Origin of the sequence: Streptococcus mitis, assembly GCF_003943905.1 — a bacterium.
Taxonomy (GTDB): domain Bacteria; phylum Bacillota; class Bacilli; order Lactobacillales; family Streptococcaceae; genus Streptococcus; species Streptococcus mitis_BC.
On record NZ_RJNS01000002.1, the window covers coordinates 418,950 to 437,713 of the forward strand.

Genomic DNA, 18,764 nt, shown 5'->3' on the forward strand with positions numbered 1-18,764 from the left:
TTTTTATATGCTTTAAGGGAGACATGATGAGAAGTAGTCATAATCAAATATTAGATGTCTGGATTACAGTAGAACAATTATCAGAAGGGAATATTGAAAAAAGTGATTCTAAGTATAAGATTTTTCAAGGTGATGATTATCAATCAATATTAAAAGATTTTTTTAAACGTCAAAAATTAAAATCCAGTTCAGGGATTGCTGTTTATTGTGGAATTTTCCCTTTTCGAAAAATTATTGAAGTGTTAAGAGGCAAATACAATTTAAAAGCGACGGAGGAAGAATTGGGAAGAGCTTCTTATAAATTTACTTTTGCTCTATACTTTGATAAAGATTTGAAGTTCTTGGCTGATAAGTTTTTTTTAACCATGAGTGGGCAAATTTTCAAAAATAGGGAATTGCCTAAAGATTTTTTAATAGCAGAAAATGAGCTTCGAGAACAGTTAGGTCAGGCGTTTCTTGATGGAGAGTTCAATGAAGTTTTTAGTAAACTTCTCAAAAAGTATGAGATTTCACCAAGTGATTGCAGATATTATTTTGTTAAGAATTTCGATGACGAAATAAATTTACATTCATTTTTTCTAAAGGATTTGAAATATGCAAAATCAATTTATAATGAAAATCTCAATCGTTATTTATCAGGATCCGATTCTGTAAGGGTCAATCTGGACGGCAATAAAGAATCATCCTATTTTAATCCCAAAGATTTAGAAACTATACTTGAACCGAAAAATTATCCATTAGGAAGATTTCCTAGTAACCCTAAATATGCTCTTTCCATGATGCAACAAGTAGCTGTAAATTTAGCTTCGAATGCGGATGAAGATGTGAGAAGTGTCAATGGTCCTCCGGGAACTGGTAAAACGACACTTTTAAAAGATATTTTTGCAGATCTGGTAACGGAACAGGCGAGAATTATTAGTGAATTATCGGCTCCTAAGCTTAAAGGGAATCTAGTTTGTCATGACAAATCTGATCTTATTGCAAAATTACCAAAAGAAATTGCAGAAAAGGGAATCGTAGTTGCAAGTTCTAATAATGGTGCTGTTAAAAATATTGTTAATGAATTACCCCAAAGAAAAGAAATTTATCAGAAATTAAATTGGTTAGATGAATTAAAGAAAATTGATTATTTTGCTGAAATCAGTAATGATTTATTGTTAGAAGATGAAGATGTTTCTAACGACAAAAAATATTGGGGATTGTTTTCGATAGAAGGTGGAAAAAAACAGAATAGAGACCGTCTGCAAAATGTTTTAAAAGCAATACGACAAGAGTTGAATTCGGCTAAATTTCAATCGAATCCATCAGTATACGAAGAGTTTAAAATTCAATATCAGAAGCTATTTGATAAAAGAGAAAAGATGCAAGATATAGCAGATAAGATTCGATTGCATGTAAAATTGAAAAATGCTTACCAGCAGGTTGAGATAGAGTTTCATCAGGATGATGCCCAAAGACGTTCAGAACTATCTAAAATACGGGATAAACATATTCAATTAGAAAATAGTAAAAAGGAAATAGAATCTGAGCTGTTTGAGCATGAGCGTCTTATTTCTATGTTAAATGTTAACAAACAGATAGCAGCACAAGATGTTGAGTTGATAAAATTACAAGCTCCACGTTTCTTATGGTTAAAAAGACTTTTCACACCATCGAAATTAGATACTTATTTTACGAGATTGAATCAAGCGAATGAAAGTCTAAAAGCAGAACTGAAGAAAGTACATGATGAAAGTCAATATTGCCACGGTTTGCAAAAAGAGATAAAAATGCATGAACTTGAATTAAATCAATTGAGTCAAAGGCAACAGAGGTATAATGAATGGAAATCTAAACAAGAAGATAAATTAATTCGTCATCAGGAAAAAATTTTGAAATTACAATCGGAACTTGCTACATACCCTGTTAAAAAGTTGAATTTTTCTGTTCCATATGAAGAACTACAAGTATCAAATTTTTGGTTTGATGATGACTATCGAGAAGAGCAGAGTCGTTTGTTTATTAAAGCACTGGCAGTTAGGAAGCAATTTATATATGACAATAAAAAGCATTTTGAAAAAGCATTATGGATTTGGGAGAAGCCTCAAAACTATTCAATGAGAGATAATGCTAGTGATTTATATAAAGCTGCGTGGGATTGGGTCAATTTCACTGTTCCAGTTATTAGTACAACTTTTGCAAGCTTTAATTCCATGTTTCGGTGTTTGCCTGAAAATAGTATCGGTAATGTATTTATTGATGAAGCTGGTCAGGCATTACCTCAAGCAAGTGTGGGGGCTATTTTTAGAAGTAAACGTATTATGGCTGTTGGAGATCCTTCTCAAATACAACCAGTACAGACTATGGATAAAAATATTTTAGGATTTTTAGCACAGCACCACAAGATAGCTTTTAAATATCTTGTATCATCAACGCAAGAATTGATGGATTCTGCTAGTAGATATGGTTTTAAAAAACAAGATGGGACATGGATAGGACTTCCTCTCTGGGTTCATCGTCGTTCTAGTGATCCGATGTTCAGTATTTCCAATAAAATTTCTTATGATAATTTAATGGTTCAAGGAAAGGAAGAAGATCGAGGTCTGGGAGAATGGTTTGACGTTGGTGGAGGTGCTAAGGATAAATTTGTTCCGGAGCAAGCTGATTATTTGAAAGAAGAGTTACAGAAAAGACATGAGGAATTTGATGATATTTATGTCATTACTCCTTTTAAAAATGTATCGGTTCAACTAGCAAAAGAACTAGATAAAATCGGTTTCACAAAGCGGGAAAATGGAAAACCTATAAATGTAGGGACGGTACATACTTTCCAAGGAAAAGAAAATAAGATTGTATATTTTGTGCTTGGAGCAGATAATATGAGTGAGGGGGCTGCTCGCTGGGCTGTCTCTGAACCCAATATTTTAAACGTTGCAGCGACTAGAGCTAAAGAAGAGTTTTATATTATTGGGAATAAATCTCTTTACAAAGCCACACAGAGCCCTATTATAAGGGATACTATTGACATTTTAGATGCTTATCAAAGTAGCTTAGAAATTAACTAGAAAGGACACACACATGTCTAAACAACTTTCACCTAAATACAATCCGGCCGAGGTTGAGGCTGGTCGTTACCAAAAATGGCTTGATGCTGATGTTTTCAAGCCTTCAGGCGATCAAAAGGCTAAGCCTTATTCAATCGTAATTCCACCACCAAACGTAACTGGGAAACTCCACCTTGGTCACGCTTGGGACACTACTCTTCAGGATATCATCATCCGTCAAAAACGAATGCAAGGTTTTGACACCCTTTGGCTTCCTGGTATGGATCACGCTGGTATTGCCACTCAAGCTAAGGTTGAGGAGCGCTTGCGTGGTGAGGGCATTACGCGTTATGACCTTGGTCGTGAAAAATTCCTAGATAAAGTCTGGGAATGGAAAGACGAATATGCCACTACCATCAAGGAACAATGGGGAAAGATGGGTCTCTCTGTAGACTACTCTCGCGAGCGTTTCACCCTTGACGAAGGTTTGTCAAAAGCCGTTCGCAAGGTCTTTGTGGACCTTTACAAGAAAGGCTGGATCTACCGTGGTGAGTTTATCATCAACTGGGACCCAGCAGCTCGCACAGCTCTTTCTGATATCGAGGTGATTCACAAGGATGTGGAAGGTGCCTTCTACCACATGAATTACATGCTAGAAGACGGCTCACACGCCCTTGAAGTTGCGACAACTCGTCCTGAGACCATGTTTGGGGACGTAGCTGTTGCAGTCAATCCAGAAGACTCACGCTACAAGGACTTGATTGGTAAAAATGTCATCCTTCCAATCGCTAATAAATTGATTCCGATTGTTGGAGATGAGCACGCAGATCCTGAGTTTGGTACTGGTGTCGTGAAAATCACACCTGCCCACGATCCAAACGACTTCTTGGTTGGTCAACGCCACAACTTGCCACAAGTCAACGTCATGAACGACGACGGAACCATGAATGACTTGGCCTTCGAATTTGCAGGCATGGACCGTTTTGAAGCTCGTAAGGCAGTCGTTGCTAAGTTGGAAGAAATCGGCGCCCTCGTTAAAATCGAAAAACGTGTCCACAGCGTTGGTCACTCAGAACGTACAGGTGTTGTGGTTGAACCACGCTTGTCTACTCAGTGGTTCGTAAAAATGGACCAATTGGCCAAGAATGCTATTGCCAACCAAGATACAGAAGACAAGGTAGAATTCTACCCACCTCGTTTCAACGATACCTTCCTCCAATGGATGGAAAATGTCCACGACTGGGTAATCTCTCGTCAGCTCTGGTGGGGTCACCAAATCCCTGCTTGGTACAATGCTGAGGGTGAAATATATGTCGGCGAAGAAGCTCCAGAAGGTGACGGTTGGACTCAGGACGAAGACGTCTTGGATACGTGGTTCAGTTCGGCTCTTTGGCCATTCTCTACCATGGGCTGGCCGGATGTCGACTCAGAAGACTTTAAACGTTATTATCCAACATCAACTTTGGTGACTGGTTATGATATTATTCCATTCTGGGTGTCTCGGATGATTTTCCAAGGTTTGGAATTTACTGGCAAGTCGCCATTCAAAAATGCCTTGATTCATGGTCTCATTCGTGATGAGCAAGGACGCAAGATGTCTAAATCTCTGGGTAACGGGATTGATCCAATGGATGTTATTGATAAGTACGGAACAGATAGCCTTCGTTGGTTCCTTTCAAACGGTTCTGCACCGGGGCAAGACGTCCGCTTCTCTTATGAGAAAATGGATGCTTCATGGAACTTCATTAACAAGATCTGGAACATCTCTCGCTACATCCTCATGAACAATGAAGGTTTGACTCTCGAGCAAGCAACAGCTAATGTCGAAAAAGTTGCCAACAAGGGAGCTGGAAATGTCACAGACCGCTGGATCCTCCACAACCTCAATGAAACGATCGGCAAAGTTACTGAAAACTTTGACAAGTTTGAGTTTGGTGTAGCTGGACACATCCTCTACAACTTCATCTGGGATGAGTTTGCGGACTGGTACGTTGAGTTGACCAAGGAAGTCCTTTATAGTGATAACGAAGAAGAGAAAGTCATCACACGTTCTGTTCTCCTTTATACTTTGGACAAGATCCTTCGTCTCCTTCACCCAATCATGCCATTCGTGACAGAGGAAATCTTTGGACAAATTTCAGAAGGCTCTATCGTTACAGCAGCATACCCAACTGTTAACCCAGCCTTTGAAGACCTTGCTGCCCACACTGGTGTAGAAAGCCTCAAAGACTTGATCCGTGCTGTTCGAAATGCGCGTGCTGAAGTAAACGTTGCACCAAGCAAGCCTATCACCATCCTTGTGAAGACAAGCGATAGCGACTTGGAAGCCTTCTTTAACAGCAATGTCAACTACATCAAACGCTTCACAAATCCAGAACACTTGGAAATCGCATCAACCATCCCTGCACCTGAGCTCGCAATGTCAAGCGTCATCACAGGAGCAGAAATCTACTTGCCTTTGGCTGATCTTCTTAACGTCGAAGAAGAACTGGCTCGTCTCGACAAAGAACTGGCTAAATGGCAAAAAGAACTGGACATGGTCGGCAAGAAGCTCTCTAACGAACGCTTCGTAGCCAATGCCAAACCAGAAGTCGTCCAAAAAGAACGCGACAAACAAGCCGACTACCAAGCTAAGTACGACGCGACAGTAGCGCGTATTGATGAGATGAAGAAGTTGGTCTAGAAAAAAATCATAGGTGATATTATGACAGAATTAATTACATTCCTAGAAGATCATTGGAAAAAAATTAAAAAGTTAGAAGTTAGAGAGCATAATGAAGTTCCAAATCGAAAACGTGATCAATTAAAAAGAGATTATGCAAGAGTTATCTACTCAACTTCATTTAGACGTCAACAAGGCAAGATGCAACTATTCGAAGTGAATAGTAAAGCTTTTCATAGAAATCGATTAACTCATAGTTTTGAGGTCTCACAAATAGCTCATGGAATTGTTGATGAACTCAAAAAAAAGGTTGAGAAAGAAATTAAAGCGAAATTTAAGAATGCTGATATAAAAAATCAGAAAAAAATTGAGGAAAATTTCTCAAAAATGAGCATAGTGGTTGAGACAGGTTCCTTGATTCACGATGTTGGAAATCCTCCTTTTGGTCATCATGGGGAAAGAGTTTTGAATGACCTTGCTCCTGATGTTGGATTTGAGGGAAATGCGCAAGGTATTCGAGTCTTAAGAAAAATCGAAAAGAAGTTTCCTCAATCTAGTGGTCTCAATTTGACTTATCGTACTTTAGCAGCAATTATCAAATATTTTGTACCTTATGACAAGGGTAAGAAAAAATTTTTATATAGAGATGACTATGATGAACTATCTGAAAGTCTAAAAGACGTTTGTAACAATAAAGACTTGCCGTTTAGAACAATTGATGTTCAAATAGTTGATCTTGCAGATGAAATTGCATATTGTGCTCATGATTTAGAAGATGCATTAGCTAGTAACTACTTTACAATTGATGAATTTATTTTTAGATTGGAAAATATAGAAGATAATGAACTAAATATTAAATCTAAAAAAGCGTTCAATACTTGGGTAAGAAATGCAAAAACTTTTGCAAAAAAAAAGGGAGATAAAGGACTTCAATCGGAAGATTATGATTTCTATTTCCGAAGAGAATTAATTTCTATTATTGTGAATAAACTTATCGAAGATATCGGTGTTATTCAAGTATCTCCTGAATTTCAATCAAAAACAGGAACAATGAACAAGGAAGAGCTCGGCTTTAAAAATTATGAAGATTTAGCAGAAGCCCTTAAAACTACTATCTTTAAATGTGTGACTAGTTCAGATAATATCATGCTTTATGAAAGAGTTGGAACAAAAATTTTAACGAAACTCTTTGAATTATTTATGAATGATGAGTACAATAAAGATGGTATGCTAATGCCCATTGAGTATAGATGGAACAGAGAAGACAATGAAAATAAAGAGGTTAAATCTAGAAAAGTATTAGACTATATTTCTGGAATGATGGACACATATGCCATAGAAGTTTATATGAAACATTTTGGAGAGGATCCGTTTAATGTTAAATATGTTAGAGAAATATTTAGCTCTCCAAAAAAATATAGATTACGCAAAAAAAATATAGAATAGAACAAATTAATAATTTGGTTAACTTTTTTATGACTGTATATTATTGATCAGCAAAACTTTAAGTAATTTTATGATTTAATATCATAATTACTAACTTAGAAAGCAGGTTACTACATGATAAATTCTGTAAGTTCGAACCGACCTGAGAAGTACAACATTGCAACTTAATTTTTATATATCATCTGGATTGATACCGAAACTCCCCCAAGCGATGCTATCGGCTGGGTAGCAAAGAAATAAAAAGTCCTGTCACTTTCCCCCATTTAACCTTTGACTATTCCGCAAAATTATCGTACAATAAAGAGTACATGATAAAATGAGGTCGGAGTCTGTTCGCTCTGGCGATAGTAGTAAAAATGAGGAGAAACGCTTTGGAATTAGAAGTATTTGCTGGGCAAGAAAAAAGTGAACTATCTATGATTGAGGTAGCGCGCGCTATCTTGGAACTTCGTGGTCGCGATCATGAGATGCATTTTAGCGATCTTGTAAACGAAATTCAAAACTACCTTGGAACATCAAACAGCGATATCCGCGAAGCTTTGCCTTTGTTCTACACAGAGTTGAACTTTGACGGTAGCTTCATCTCTCTTGGGGACAACAAATGGGGTCTTCGTTCATGGTATGGTGTAGACGAAATCGACGAAGAAATCATCGCTCTTGAAGAAAGTGACGACGATGAAGTAGCACCAAAAGCTAAGAAAAAACGTGTCAATGCCTTTATGGATGGCGACTCAGATGCCATTGACTACAACGCAGATGATCCAGAAGACGAAGATGCATACGAAGCAGATCCAGCTCTTTCATATGATGATGAAAATCCAGATGATGAGAAAAATGAAGTGGAAGCTTACGATGCAGAAATCAACGAAATCGCTCCTGATGACTTGGGTGAAGACGTGGATCTTAACGAAGAAGACGACGAGTTTTCTGACGATGACGCTGAAACGAGTGAAGAAGAGTAAAAGACTTCACAGAGGAGATCGTAAGATCTCCTTTTTCGTTCCTTGAGCAGGTCATCAGTTTGGATGCGGATCTTTAATTTGTTTTCTGAAAACAATCTTCTTTTTTTCATGTTTTACCCATTCGGGTTGACAAATGTTCTGCTTTAAGGTATTATATTGTTCGGGCACCTCTTTTAGAGGTCGGGGCTCCCTAGTTACTAGGGAGCTATTTTTGTTTTTTCAGGAAGTTTTCTTGAAAAGTCGTTATTCATAAGGGTCTTGTTTTCTATCTCCCCTCGTAGTTAACAAGACCTTGAGCATTTTAGAAAGAGGAATCTATGTCTACGAAATATATTTTTGTAACTGGTGGTGTGGTGTCGTCTATTGGGAAAGGGATTGTGGCAGCAAGTCTGGGGCGTCTCTTGAAAAATCGTGGTCTAAAAGTGACTATTCAGAAGTTTGACCCTTATATCAATATCGATCCGGGAACCATGAGTCCTTACCAGCACGGGGAAGTCTTTGTGACTGATGATGGGGCTGAGACAGATTTGGACTTGGGTCACTATGAACGTTTCATCGATATCAACCTCAACAAATATTCCAACGTGACAACTGGTAAAATTTACAGTGAAGTTCTTCGTAAAGAGCGCCGTGGAGAATACCTTGGGGCAACTGTTCAGGTTATTCCTCATATCACAGATGCTTTGAAAGAAAAAATCAAGCGTGCCGCTGTAACGACAGACTCTGATGTCATTATCACAGAGGTTGGTGGAACTGTTGGGGATATCGAGTCCTTGCCATTCCTAGAGGCTCTTCGTCAGATGAAGGCAGATGTGGGTGCAGATAATGTCATGTATATCCATACAACCTTGCTTCCTTACCTCAAGGCTGCTGGTGAGATGAAGACCAAACCAACTCAGCATTCTGTAAAAGAATTGCGTGGTTTGGGAATCCAGCCAAATATGTTGGTTATTCGTACAGAGAAACCAGCTGGTCAAGGAATTAAAAATAAACTAGCTCAGTTCTGTGACGTGGCACCAGAAGCTGTTATCGAGTCTTTGGATGTCGAACACCTTTACCAAATTCCATTGAATTTGCAGGCACAAGGTATGGACCAAATTGTCTGTGACCATTTGAAACTAGACGCACCAGCAGCGGATATGACAGAGTGGTCAGCCATGGTGGACAAGGTTATGAACCTCAATAAACAAGTCAAGATTTCCCTTGTTGGTAAGTATGTGGAGTTGCAAGATGCCTACATCTCAGTGGTTGAAGCCTTGAAACACTCTGGTTATGCCAACGACGCAGAAGTGAAGATTAATTGGGTTAACGCCAATGATGTGACAGCAGAGAATGTAGCAGAACTCTTGTCTGATGCGGACGGAATAATCGTACCAGGAGGTTTTGGTCAACGTGGTACGGAAGGGAAAATCCAAGCCATCCGATATGCGCGTGAGAATGATGTCCCAATGTTGGGAGTCTGCTTGGGAATGCAGTTGACTTGTATCGAGTTTGCTCGTCACGTTTTGGGTCTTGAAGGTGCCAATTCTGCTGAACTTGCACCAGAAACAAAATACCCTATCATAGATATCATGCGTGATCAGGTTGATGTTGAGGATATGGGTGGCACCCTTCGTTTGGGACTTTATCCGTCTAAGTTAAAACGTGGTTCTAAAGCAGCGGCTGCTTATCACAATCAAGAAGTGGTGCAACGCCGTCACCGTCACCGTTATGAGTTTAACAATGCCTTTCGTGAACAGTTTGAGGCAGCAGGTTTTGTCTTCTCAGGAGTTTCTCCAGACAATCGTTTGGTCGAAATTGTGGAAATTCCTGAGAATAAATTCTTTGTGGCTTGTCAGTATCACCCTGAACTTTCCAGCCGTCCAAACCGTCCAGAAGAACTCTACACTGCCTTTGTTACTGCAGCAGTTGAGAATAGTAACTAGTTATCTTCTAATCTCTGAGAGCAATCTCAGAGGTTTTTTAATTGCCTTGCTCCTATACGGCTTCCCTATTTGTCCTAGAGCCCTTTTTGTGTTACAATGAATGGTATGAAAGCTAAGAAATTATGGATGACTGGCTTGACTGTGGCTGGTCTAAGTGCCCTTGCTTTGGGGGCTAAAAAAGCAGCAGATAACCACAAACTCATGAAGACTCAAGAAGAGTTGACCGCTATCGTGCGCGAACTTTTCTCAGATATGGGTGAGATTGCGACTCTCTATGTTCAAGTCTACGAGAGTAGCCTAGAGCGACTTGTCGGAGGAGTCGTTTTCGAGGATGGTCGTCACTATACCTTTGTCTATGAAAATGAAGACCTGGTCTATGAGGAGGAAGTCTTATGATTACTCCCAATAGTATAGAAGAACTAGCAGGTTTTGTAGAGCAAGATGGCAAGAAGGTCTTCCTTTTTGTGGCGGACTGGTGTGGCGATTGTCGTTATATCTATCCAGCCTTGCCAGAGATTGAGGAAACCAATCCAGAGTTCACCTTTATTCGAGTGGACCGAGACCAGTATCTGGATCTGGCCAAACTCTGGGATGTGTACGGCATTCCTAGTCTTGTTGTGCTAGAAAAGGACAAGGAAATCGGCCGATTTGTCAATCGTGACCGTAAAAGCAAGCAACAAATTAACGACTTTTTAGCAGGACTGAAATAGGAGAAAAAGGAAACAATGATTTTTACATATAACAAAGAGTATGTTGGCGATGTCCTTATGATCATCGTGAAAAACAGCGGAGATGCCAAGTTGGACGTGGAACGCAAAGGCAAGGTTGCCCGTGTTTGCCTCAAAGAAAATGGGGAAACAGTAGCTTGGAATATTTTCGAAGTTTCAAGTTTGTTTGAAATTGCAGAGCGCGGTCAAGTCTTTTTGACAGATGAGCAAGTAGAACGTTTGAACCAAGAATTGCGAGCGGAAGGCTTTGCAGAAAAAATTGTTAATGATAAGGAGCCTAAGTTTGTTGTTGGGGAGATTGTCGAGATGGTAGCACACCCAGATAGTGACCACCTTAATATCTGCCAAGTTGCAGTCGCAAGTGATAAAACGGTGCAAATCGTTGCGGGGGCTCCTAATGCGCGTGTTGGTTTGAAAACCATTGTAGCTCTTCCTGGAGCGATGATGCCCAAAGGTAATCTCATTTTCCCAGGCGAACTTCGTGGCGAAAAAAGTTTTGGCATGATGTGCAGCCCTCGTGAACTTGCCTTGCCAAATGCTCCGCAAAAACGTGGGGTCATTGAATTATCAGAAGACCAAGTTGTCGGAACTCCATTCGACCCAGCTAAACACTGGACTGCCTAGGAAGTTGTCAGAATATTATACACCAGATAGGAGGAAATAAGATGACAAAAAATGTCGTGATTACAGGAGCGACATCAGGAATTGGTGAAGCGATTGCGCGTGCTTATCTGGATCAGGGTGAGAATGTCGTCCTAACTGGACGACGGACAGACAGACTAGAAGCCCTCAAGTCGGAGTTTGCAGAAACTTTTCCAAATCAAACAGTTTGGACTTTCCCACTGGATGTGACGGATATGACCATGGTAAAGACCGTCTGTTCCGATATTCTAGAAACGATTGGTCAGATTGATATCTTGGTCAATAACGCCGGACTGGCTCTAGGCTTGGCACCCTATCAGGACTATGAAGAGTTGGATATGCTGACCATGTTGGATACCAATGTCAAAGGTTTGATGGCAGTCACTCGCTCTTTCTTGCCTTCCATGGTTGCAGCAAATCAAGGCCATATCATCAATATGGGGTCCACTGCAGGAATCTACGCCTATGCTGGTGCAGCAGTCTACTCTGCGACTAAGGCTGCAGTCAAGACTTTTTCAGATGGTCTGCGAATTGATACCATCGCAACGGACATCAAGGTGACAACCATTCAGCCGGGGATTGTCGAAACAGATTTCTCTACAATTCGTTTTCACGGTGACAAAGAGCGAGCTGAGGCGGTCTATCAGGGAATCGAAGCCTTGCAGGCACAAGACATCGCAGACACAGTTGTCTATGTGACCAGTCAACCTCGTCGTGTGCAGATTACAGATATGACCATTATGGCCAATCAACAGGCAACTGGATTTATGGTTCATAAAAAGTAAAAAAATTTCCTTGAAAAGTTACAAATTTCTGTAACTTTTTTTGATTTCCTGCGAATAGATAAGTAGGAGGAAGAAAATATGTATAATAAAGTTATCATGATCGGGCGCTTGACGTCTACACCAGAATTGCACAAAACCAACAATGACAAGTCAGTAGCGCGCGCAACGATTGCTGTGAACCGTCGTTACAAAGACCAAAATGGGGAACGTGAAGCCGACTTTGTCAATATGGTTCTTTGGGGCAGACTAGCAGAAACCTTGGCAAGTTATGCAACTAAAGGTAGTCTTATTTCTGTTGATGGGGAACTACGTACCCGTCGCTACGAGAAAAATGGCCAGACCAACTATGTGACAGAAGTTCTGGTGACAGGATTCCAACTCTTGGAAAGTCGCGCCCAACGTGCCATGCGTGAAAATAAGGCAGGTCAAGATTTGGCAGATTTGGTCTTGGAAGAGGAAGAATTGCCATTTTAAGCATAGAAGAGCCTGAGTCAATCTTAGGCTTTTTTATGTTGAGAAAGTCAGACTTTTTTCTTGACTATTTCTGACCAAGTGATACAATAGAACTATAGATTAGCACTCGGGTGTAAAGAGTGCTAACGATATCTATCTCATTATGGAGGAAAGCAAATGTTGAAACCATTGGGAGACCGTGTGGTCTTGAAAATCGAAGAAAAAGAACAAACCGTTGGAGGCTTTGTCCTTGCAGGCTCAGCCCAAGAAAAAACAAAAACAGCCCAAGTTGTAGCTACTGGACAAGGTGTTCGTACCTTGAACGGTGACTTGGTTGCTCCAAGCGTTAAGGCTGGAGACCGTGTCTTAGTTGAAGCCCATGCAGGTATTGATGTCAAAGATGGCGATAAAAAGTATATCATTGTAGGCGAAGCTAACATCTTGGCAATCGTGGAAGAATAATAGGAGGAAATAAGTATGTCAAAAGAAATTAAATTTTCATCTGATGCTCGTTCAGCTATGGTTCGTGGTGTTGATATCCTAGCAGACACAGTTAAAGTAACCTTAGGACCAAAAGGTCGTAATGTTGTTCTTGAAAAATCATTCGGTTCACCACTCATCACCAATGACGGTGTAACCATTGCCAAAGAAATTGAACTAGAAGACCATTTTGAAAATATGGGTGCTAAATTGGTATCAGAAGTAGCTTCAAAGACCAACGATATCGCAGGTGACGGAACGACAACTGCAACTGTTTTAACTCAAGCTATCGTACGTGAAGGAATCAAGAACGTCACAGCAGGTGCCAATCCAATCGGTATCCGTCGGGGGATTGAAGCAGCAGTTGCCGCAGCTGTAGAAGCCTTGAAAAACAATGCCATCCCTGTTGCCAATAAAGAAGCCATCGCTCAGGTTGCCGCTGTATCTTCTCGTTCTGAAAAAGTCGGCGAATACATCTCTGAAGCTATGGAAAAAGTTGGTAAAGATGGTGTCATCACTATTGAAGAGTCACGTGGTATGGAAACAGAACTTGAAGTCGTGGAAGGAATGCAGTTTGACCGCGGATACCTATCACAGTACATGGTGACAGATAGCGAAAAAATGGTGGCTGATCTTGAAAATCCATACATCTTGATTACCGATAAGAAGATTTCCAATATCCAAGAAATCTTACCACTTCTAGAAAGCATTCTCCAAAGCAATCGTCCACTCTTGATTATTGCAGACGATGTGGATGGCGAAGCTCTTCCAACCCTTGTCTTGAACAAGATTCGTGGAACATTCAACGTGGTAGCAGTTAAGGCACCTGGCTTTGGTGACCGTCGCAAAGCTATGCTGGAAGATATCGCTATTTTGACAGGTGGAACAGTTATCACAGAGGATCTTGGTCTTGAGTTGAAAGACGCGACAATTGAAGCGCTTGGTCAAGCAGCTAGAGTGACTGTGGACAAAGACAGCACGGTTATCGTAGAAGGTGCTGGAAATCCTGAAGCCATTTCCCACCGTGTCGCAGTTATCAAGTCTCAAATCGAAACTACAACTTCTGAATTCGACCGTGAAAAACTCCAAGAACGCTTGGCTAAATTGTCAGGTGGTGTCGCAGTTATCAAGGTCGGTGCTGCAACTGAAACTGAGTTGAAGGAAATGAAACTCCGCATTGAAGACGCCCTTAACGCTACTCGTGCAGCCGTTGAGGAAGGAATCGTTGCTGGTGGTGGAACAGCTCTTGCCAACGTGATTCCAGCTGTTGCTGCCTTGGAATTGACAGGAGACGAAGCAACAGGCCGCAATATTGTTCTCCGTGCCTTGGAAGAACCTGTTCGTCAAATCGCTCACAATGCAGGATTCGAAGGGTCAATCGTCATCGATCGCTTGAAGAATGCTGAGCTTGGTACAGGCTTCAACGCAGCAACTGGTGAGTGGGTTAATATGATTGATCAAGGAATCATCGACCCAGTTAAGGTTAGTCGTTCTGCCCTTCAAAATGCAGCATCTGTAGCCAGCTTGATCTTGACCACAGAAGCAGTCGTAGCCAATAAACCAGAACCAGTTGCCCCAGTTCCAGCCATGGATCCAAGCATGATGGGTGGGATGATGTAAGCTTTCTATACTAAGCAATTCATAAGAAACACAAAAGGAGGGAATGCCTATCCCTCCTTTTTATGATATTCACTTCTAAATAGATTTGAGCTCTCCTAACTTATATGATAAAATAAGACTAGAAAAAGGAGAAGAACATGATTGATGTAGAAGAAATTCTGAGCAAGATGAATCCCAATCAGAAGATTAATTATGACCGTGTTATGCAGAAAATGGTTAAGGTTTGGGAAAAAAATGAGGAACGTCCAACTATTCTCATGCATGTTTGCTGTGCTCCTTGTAGTACCTATACCCTAGAATACCTGACCAAATACGCTGATGTGACTATCTATTTTGCTAATTCCAATATCCATCCTAAGGCAGAATACCATAAGCGCGCCTATGTTACCCAAAAATTTGTCAGTGATTTCAATGAGCGAACAGGAAATACGGTTCAGTACCTAGAAGCTCCCTACGAACCAAATGAATACCGAAAATTAGTTAGAGGACTGGAAGAAGAACCTGAAGGTGGCGACCGTTGCAAGGTTTGCTTTGACTACCGTTTGGACAAAACAGCGCAAGTGGCTATGGACTTGGGCTTTGACTACTTTGGTTCAGCCTTGACCATCAGTCCCCATAAGAATTCTCAAACCATTAACAGCATCGGCATTGATGTGCAAAAGATTTATACCACCCACTATCTTCCAAGTGATTTCAAGAAAAATCAAGGCTACAAGCGTTCGGTGGAGATGTGCGAGGAGTATGATATTTATCGTCAATGTTATTGTGGATGCGTCTATGCGGCTCAAGCCCAGAACATTGACCTTGTTCAGATTAAGAAGGATGCCACGGCTTTCTTGTTGGATAAGGATGTTGAAAAAGACTATTCCCACATCAAGTTTACTGTTACTAAATTAGATATATAGAAATCACCCCAGCTGAAAAGCTGGGTTTTTCAAATAAAAAACCAGGGCTCTCACCCCAGTTTGACAACTTTACCGATTCTTTAGTTCTATGTAGCGTTTGTACCAAATGTTGACATAGGCCTCTGAGAAAGGACCGCGCCCATTGTTAATCCAATCAACAAGGATTTTGACATGCTCTTTCAAAATATAGTCTAAATCATCAGAATACTTCATTTTGCGTTTATGGCGCTCATACTCCTCAACGTCCAAGAGACGCTTTTCACCATCAGTGAAGACCTTGACATCCAAATCATAATCAATGTATTTCAGGGCTTCCTCATCTAGATAGTAGGGGCTGGCCATATTGCAATAGTAGGAAATCCCATTATCACGAATCATAGCAATGATATTAAACCAATATTTTTTGTGAAAGTAAACAATAGCCGGTTCTCGAGTCACCCAACGACGACCGTCACTTTCGGTAACAAGTGTGTGGTCGTTGACGCCGATAATAGCGTTCTCTGTTGTTTTTAGTACCATGGTGTCCCGCCAAGTACGGTGGAGACTCCCATCATGCTTATAACTTTGAATTGTAATAAAGTCGCCTTCTTTTGGAAGTTTCATAACTAACCAACTTTCTACAATTTATAAGTTTATCGCTTACTATTATATCATAAATTGGTCTAATTTTTTTGAATTTTACCTGAAAATGTTAAAGATATTCTCTGAGAGCGCTTGCTATATCCGAAAAATCATAGCCTTTTCTAGCTAAAACTTGGGTCAAACGTTGCTTTAGTTCGTAACCTTCATATTTGCGAGCGTATTTAGTATATTGTTTGTCTAACTCTTTGAAAATGAGTTCTTGAGTCGTTTCTTGGTCGACTTGACTATCCAAATCATCAAAGGCTTTTTTAGCATCAGAATATGAGAAACCTTTGTTCGTCAAATTTTGAATAATCTTATCCTGCAAGGCACGAGCGGGAAGCTTTCCCGTGTATTTTTTAAGCAGTTTCTCTGCAACACGTTGAGCAACCTCTGAAAAATCAAAATCCATTAAAACATCTTCAATAGTTGATTTGGCAATCCCTTTTTGAGACAGTTTTTGAATTAGCACATAAGGTCCCTTATCTCCAGAAAGTTGATTTGCATTGATGACAGAGTAGGCATACTGACGATCATTAATCCAGTTATCTTCTTTAAGGTTAGCGATAACTTGACTAGTGATTTTTTCATCAAGTTCATACTTTTTCAGATACTCACGAACTTCCTTTTCGGTTCGAGCTTTAAATGATAGATGGTAGAGTGCGAGATTCTTACCATAAGAAAACTGGGCAAAGGCCTGTATCTCGGTTAATTCTTCTTTGCTAACAACCTTATCTTTAGACAACATAAAACGGACAATGGTATCTTCCGTGATATAAGAGGTTTGTTGATTATCTAGCTCCATTAAGTAGAGGCGTTTTTTCTTTTCAAGTTTTGTGATTTTCATAGTTCTATTATACCGTAAAATGTGATAAGATAGGGGTATGAATCTGAAAGTCAAACAAAAAATACCTTTAAAAATCAAGCGGATGGGTATCAATGGTGAGGGAATCGGTTTCTACCAGAAAACCCTCGTTTTTGTGCCAGGTGCCCTCAAAGGAGAAGATATCTATTGTCAGATTACTTCTATTAAACGCAACTTTGTTGAAGCAAAATTACTAAAGGTTAATAAGAAGTCGAAATTTCGAGTCGTACCGGCTTGTACGATTTATAATGAATGTGGTGGATGCCAGATCATGCACCTTCACTATGATAAACAGTTAGAGTTCAAAACGAACTTGCTCCACCAAGCTCTGAAAAAATTTGCTCCTGCAGGATATGAAAGCTATGAAATCCGTCCAACTATCGGAATGCAGGAACCGAAGTACTACCGTGCTAAGTTGCAATTTCAAACTCGGAAATTTAACAATCAGGTCAAGGCAGGTTTGTATGCACAAAACTCTCATTATCTCGTAGAGTTAAAAGACTGCTTGGTACAAGATAAGGAAACCCAAGTGATTGCGAATCGCCTAGCTGAACTTCTTACTTACCATCAAATCCCCATCACCGATGAGAGAAAAACGCTAGGCGTTCGCACCATCATGGTACGTCGAGCAAGGAAGACGGGACAAGTCCAGATAATCATCGTCACAAATCGTCAGCTTAATTTAACCCAGCTAGTAAAAGACTTAGTTAAAGATTTTCCAGAAGTCGTCACAGTTGCAGTCAATACAAATACAGCAAAAACAAGTGAAATCTATGGTGAAAAGACGGAAATTATCTGGGGCCAAGAGAGTATTCAAGAAGGAGTACTCGACTATGAGTTTTCTCTCTCGCCCCGTGCCTTCTATCAGCTCAATCCAGAGCAGACAGAGATTCTCTATAGTGAAGCAGTTAAAGCTCTAGATGTTAGCAAAGAAGATCATCTGATTGATGCTTATTGCGGTGTTGGGACAATTGGATTCGCCTTCGCAAATAAGGTCAAGAGTCTCAGAGGGATGGATATTATTCCAGAAGCCATTGAAGATGCTAGGCGAAATGCTCAAAAAATGGGATTTGACAATACCCATTACGAAGCGGGGACAGCTGAAGAGATTATTCCACGCTGGTATCAAGAGGGCTATAGGGCGGATGCACTGATAGTAGATCCTCCTCGTACGGGCTTAGATGATAAGTTGTTGGATACCATTCTGACTTATGTTCCAGAAAAAATGGTCTATGTATCCTGCAATGTTTCGACCTTGGCGCGAGATTTAGTTAAACTAGTGAAAGTCTATGATCTCCAGTATATCCAGTCAGTCGATATGTTTCCCCATACCGCACGGACAGAAGCGGTCGTGAAGTTGGTTAAGAAAAGAAAAAATCAAATTCACTGAAAAAATCCCTTGACAAAGGTAAAAAAGTAGGTATAATAGAAAGAGTTGAAAAACTCAAGGTCCGTTGGTCAAGGGGTTAAGACACCGCCTTTTCACGGCGGTAACACGGGTTCGAATCCCGTACGGACTATGTGTGTATCGCAGGGACGAAAAAAGTAAAAAAAGTTTCAAAAAAGTGTTGACATAGGTCAACAGCTGTGATATACTAATATAGTTGTCGCTTGAGAGAGATTGAGTGACAAAGACCTTTGAAAACT

16 protein-coding genes and 1 tRNA gene are annotated in these 18,764 nt (G+C 40.3%); 15 read left to right on the forward strand and 2 right to left on the reverse strand.

The window, feature by feature from the left end; genetic code table 11:
• Nucleotides 1–26: 26 nt before the first annotated feature.
• From D8854_RS05815 to D8854_RS05875, 13 genes are all read left to right on the forward strand, one after another.
• The gene (locus tag D8854_RS05815) at nt 27–3,044 is read left to right on the forward strand and encodes a DEAD/DEAH box helicase (RefSeq protein ID WP_125450159.1); all 3,018 of its coding nucleotides are present in this window, start codon (nt 27–29) and stop codon (nt 3,042–3,044) included.
• 13 nt (nt 3,045–3,057) lie between these two features.
• Complete coding sequence (locus D8854_RS05820) at nt 3,058–5,706, forward strand: valine--tRNA ligase (protein ID WP_125450161.1); 2,649 nt, start codon at nt 3,058–3,060, stop codon at nt 5,704–5,706.
• Between the two features lie 21 nt (nt 5,707–5,727).
• On the forward strand, nt 5,728–7,131 hold the full coding sequence (locus D8854_RS05825) for a deoxyguanosinetriphosphate triphosphohydrolase family protein (RefSeq protein ID WP_125450163.1): 1,404 nt from the start codon (nt 5,728–5,730) through the stop codon (nt 7,129–7,131).
• Between the two features lie 371 nt (nt 7,132–7,502).
• A complete protein-coding gene (rpoE, locus tag D8854_RS05830) occupies nt 7,503–8,093 on the forward strand; it encodes a DNA-directed RNA polymerase subunit delta (RefSeq protein ID WP_000418415.1) in 591 nt (196 codons plus the stop codon).
• 317 nt (nt 8,094–8,410) lie between these two features.
• A complete protein-coding gene (locus D8854_RS05835) occupies nt 8,411–10,018 on the forward strand; it encodes a CTP synthase (protein WP_125450165.1) in 1,608 nt (535 codons plus the stop codon).
• A gap of 96 nt (nt 10,019–10,114) precedes the next feature.
• Nucleotides 10,115–10,414 (forward strand): DUF4651 domain-containing protein, encoded by a 300-nt coding sequence (locus tag D8854_RS05840; protein ID WP_033583672.1) that lies wholly within the window; start codon nt 10,115–10,117, stop codon nt 10,412–10,414.
• Nucleotides 10,411–10,728 carry a thioredoxin family protein gene (locus tag D8854_RS05845; RefSeq protein ID WP_033583674.1) on the forward strand — a complete coding sequence of 106 codons (318 nt, stop codon included), beginning with the start codon at nt 10,411–10,413 and terminating at the stop codon, nt 10,726–10,728. The genes D8854_RS05840 and D8854_RS05845 overlap by 4 nt, the downstream gene beginning before the upstream one ends.
• A gap of 15 nt (nt 10,729–10,743) precedes the next feature.
• Nucleotides 10,744–11,370: a YtpR family tRNA-binding protein gene (gene ytpR, locus D8854_RS05850; protein WP_125450167.1), complete on the forward strand. Its 627-nt coding sequence runs from the start codon at nt 10,744–10,746 to the stop codon at nt 11,368–11,370.
• A gap of 41 nt (nt 11,371–11,411) precedes the next feature.
• Nucleotides 11,412–12,173 carry an SDR family NAD(P)-dependent oxidoreductase gene (locus D8854_RS05855; protein ID WP_125450169.1) on the forward strand — a complete coding sequence of 254 codons (762 nt, stop codon included), beginning with the start codon at nt 11,412–11,414 and terminating at the stop codon, nt 12,171–12,173.
• 78 nt (nt 12,174–12,251) lie between these two features.
• Nucleotides 12,252–12,647, forward strand: coding sequence for a single-stranded DNA-binding protein (locus D8854_RS05860; RefSeq protein ID WP_125450171.1), 396 nt, complete (start codon nt 12,252–12,254; stop codon nt 12,645–12,647).
• Between the two features lie 156 nt (nt 12,648–12,803).
• Nucleotides 12,804–13,088 carry a co-chaperone GroES gene (groES, locus tag D8854_RS05865; protein ID WP_125450173.1) on the forward strand — a complete coding sequence of 95 codons (285 nt, stop codon included), beginning with the start codon at nt 12,804–12,806 and terminating at the stop codon, nt 13,086–13,088.
• Nucleotides 13,089–13,103: 15 nt separating this feature from the next.
• Complete coding sequence (groL, locus tag D8854_RS05870) at nt 13,104–14,726, forward strand: chaperonin GroEL (protein WP_125450175.1); 1,623 nt, start codon at nt 13,104–13,106, stop codon at nt 14,724–14,726.
• Nucleotides 14,727–14,863: 137 nt separating this feature from the next.
• Nucleotides 14,864–15,631: an epoxyqueuosine reductase QueH gene (locus D8854_RS05875; protein WP_125450177.1), complete on the forward strand. Its 768-nt coding sequence runs from the start codon at nt 14,864–14,866 to the stop codon at nt 15,629–15,631.
• Between the two features lie 69 nt (nt 15,632–15,700).
• Here D8854_RS05875 and D8854_RS05880 read toward each other — a convergent pair whose 3' ends face one another.
• Nucleotides 15,701–16,234 carry a DUF402 domain-containing protein gene (locus tag D8854_RS05880; RefSeq protein ID WP_000775318.1) on the reverse strand — a complete coding sequence of 178 codons (534 nt, stop codon included), beginning with the start codon at nt 16,232–16,234 and terminating at the stop codon, nt 15,701–15,703.
• Between the two features lie 88 nt (nt 16,235–16,322).
• Entirely contained in the window at nt 16,323–17,099 is a 777-nt protein-coding gene (gene recX, locus D8854_RS05885; protein ID WP_000705112.1) for a recombination regulator RecX, read from the reverse strand.
• 37 nt (nt 17,100–17,136) lie between these two features.
• Here recX and rlmD point away from each other — a divergent pair, with 37 nt between their 5' ends.
• A complete protein-coding gene (gene rlmD, locus D8854_RS05890; RefSeq protein WP_125450179.1) occupies nt 17,137–18,507 on the forward strand; it encodes a 23S rRNA (uracil(1939)-C(5))-methyltransferase RlmD in 1,371 nt (456 codons plus the stop codon).
• Nucleotides 18,508–18,565: 58 nt separating this feature from the next.
• Nucleotides 18,566–18,637, forward strand: a tRNA-Glu gene (locus tag D8854_RS05895).
• The last annotated feature ends 127 nt before the right edge of the window (nt 18,638–18,764 follow it).

Bases quoted from the DNA above. Each gene is read 5' to 3' on its own strand.
- D8854_RS05815 (WP_125450159.1), top strand. From the start codon at position 27: ATGAGAAGTAGTCATAATCAAATATTAGATGTCTGGATTACAGTAGAA.
- D8854_RS05820 (WP_125450161.1), top strand. From the start codon at position 3,058: ATGTCTAAACAACTTTCACCTAAATACAATCCGGCCGAGGTTGAGGCT.
- D8854_RS05825 (WP_125450163.1), top strand. From the start codon at position 5,728: ATGACAGAATTAATTACATTCCTAGAAGATCATTGGAAAAAAATTAAA.
- D8854_RS05835 (WP_125450165.1), top strand. From the start codon at position 8,411: ATGTCTACGAAATATATTTTTGTAACTGGTGGTGTGGTGTCGTCTATT.
- D8854_RS05840 (WP_033583672.1), top strand. From the start codon at position 10,115: ATGAATGGTATGAAAGCTAAGAAATTATGGATGACTGGCTTGACTGTG.
- D8854_RS05845 (WP_033583674.1), top strand. From the start codon at position 10,411: ATGATTACTCCCAATAGTATAGAAGAACTAGCAGGTTTTGTAGAGCAA.
- ytpR (WP_125450167.1), top strand. From the start codon at position 10,744: ATGATTTTTACATATAACAAAGAGTATGTTGGCGATGTCCTTATGATC.
- D8854_RS05855 (WP_125450169.1), top strand. From the start codon at position 11,412: ATGACAAAAAATGTCGTGATTACAGGAGCGACATCAGGAATTGGTGAA.
- D8854_RS05860 (WP_125450171.1), top strand. From the start codon at position 12,252: ATGTATAATAAAGTTATCATGATCGGGCGCTTGACGTCTACACCAGAA.
- groES (WP_125450173.1), top strand. From the start codon at position 12,804: ATGTTGAAACCATTGGGAGACCGTGTGGTCTTGAAAATCGAAGAAAAA.
- groL (WP_125450175.1), top strand. From the start codon at position 13,104: ATGTCAAAAGAAATTAAATTTTCATCTGATGCTCGTTCAGCTATGGTT.
- D8854_RS05875 (WP_125450177.1), top strand. From the start codon at position 14,864: ATGATTGATGTAGAAGAAATTCTGAGCAAGATGAATCCCAATCAGAAG.
- D8854_RS05880 (WP_000775318.1), bottom strand. From the start codon at position 16,234: ATGAAACTTCCAAAAGAAGGCGACTTTATTACAATTCAAAGTTATAAG.
- recX (WP_000705112.1), bottom strand. From the start codon at position 17,099: ATGAAAATCACAAAACTTGAAAAGAAAAAACGCCTCTACTTAATGGAG.
- rlmD (WP_125450179.1), top strand. From the start codon at position 17,137: ATGAATCTGAAAGTCAAACAAAAAATACCTTTAAAAATCAAGCGGATG.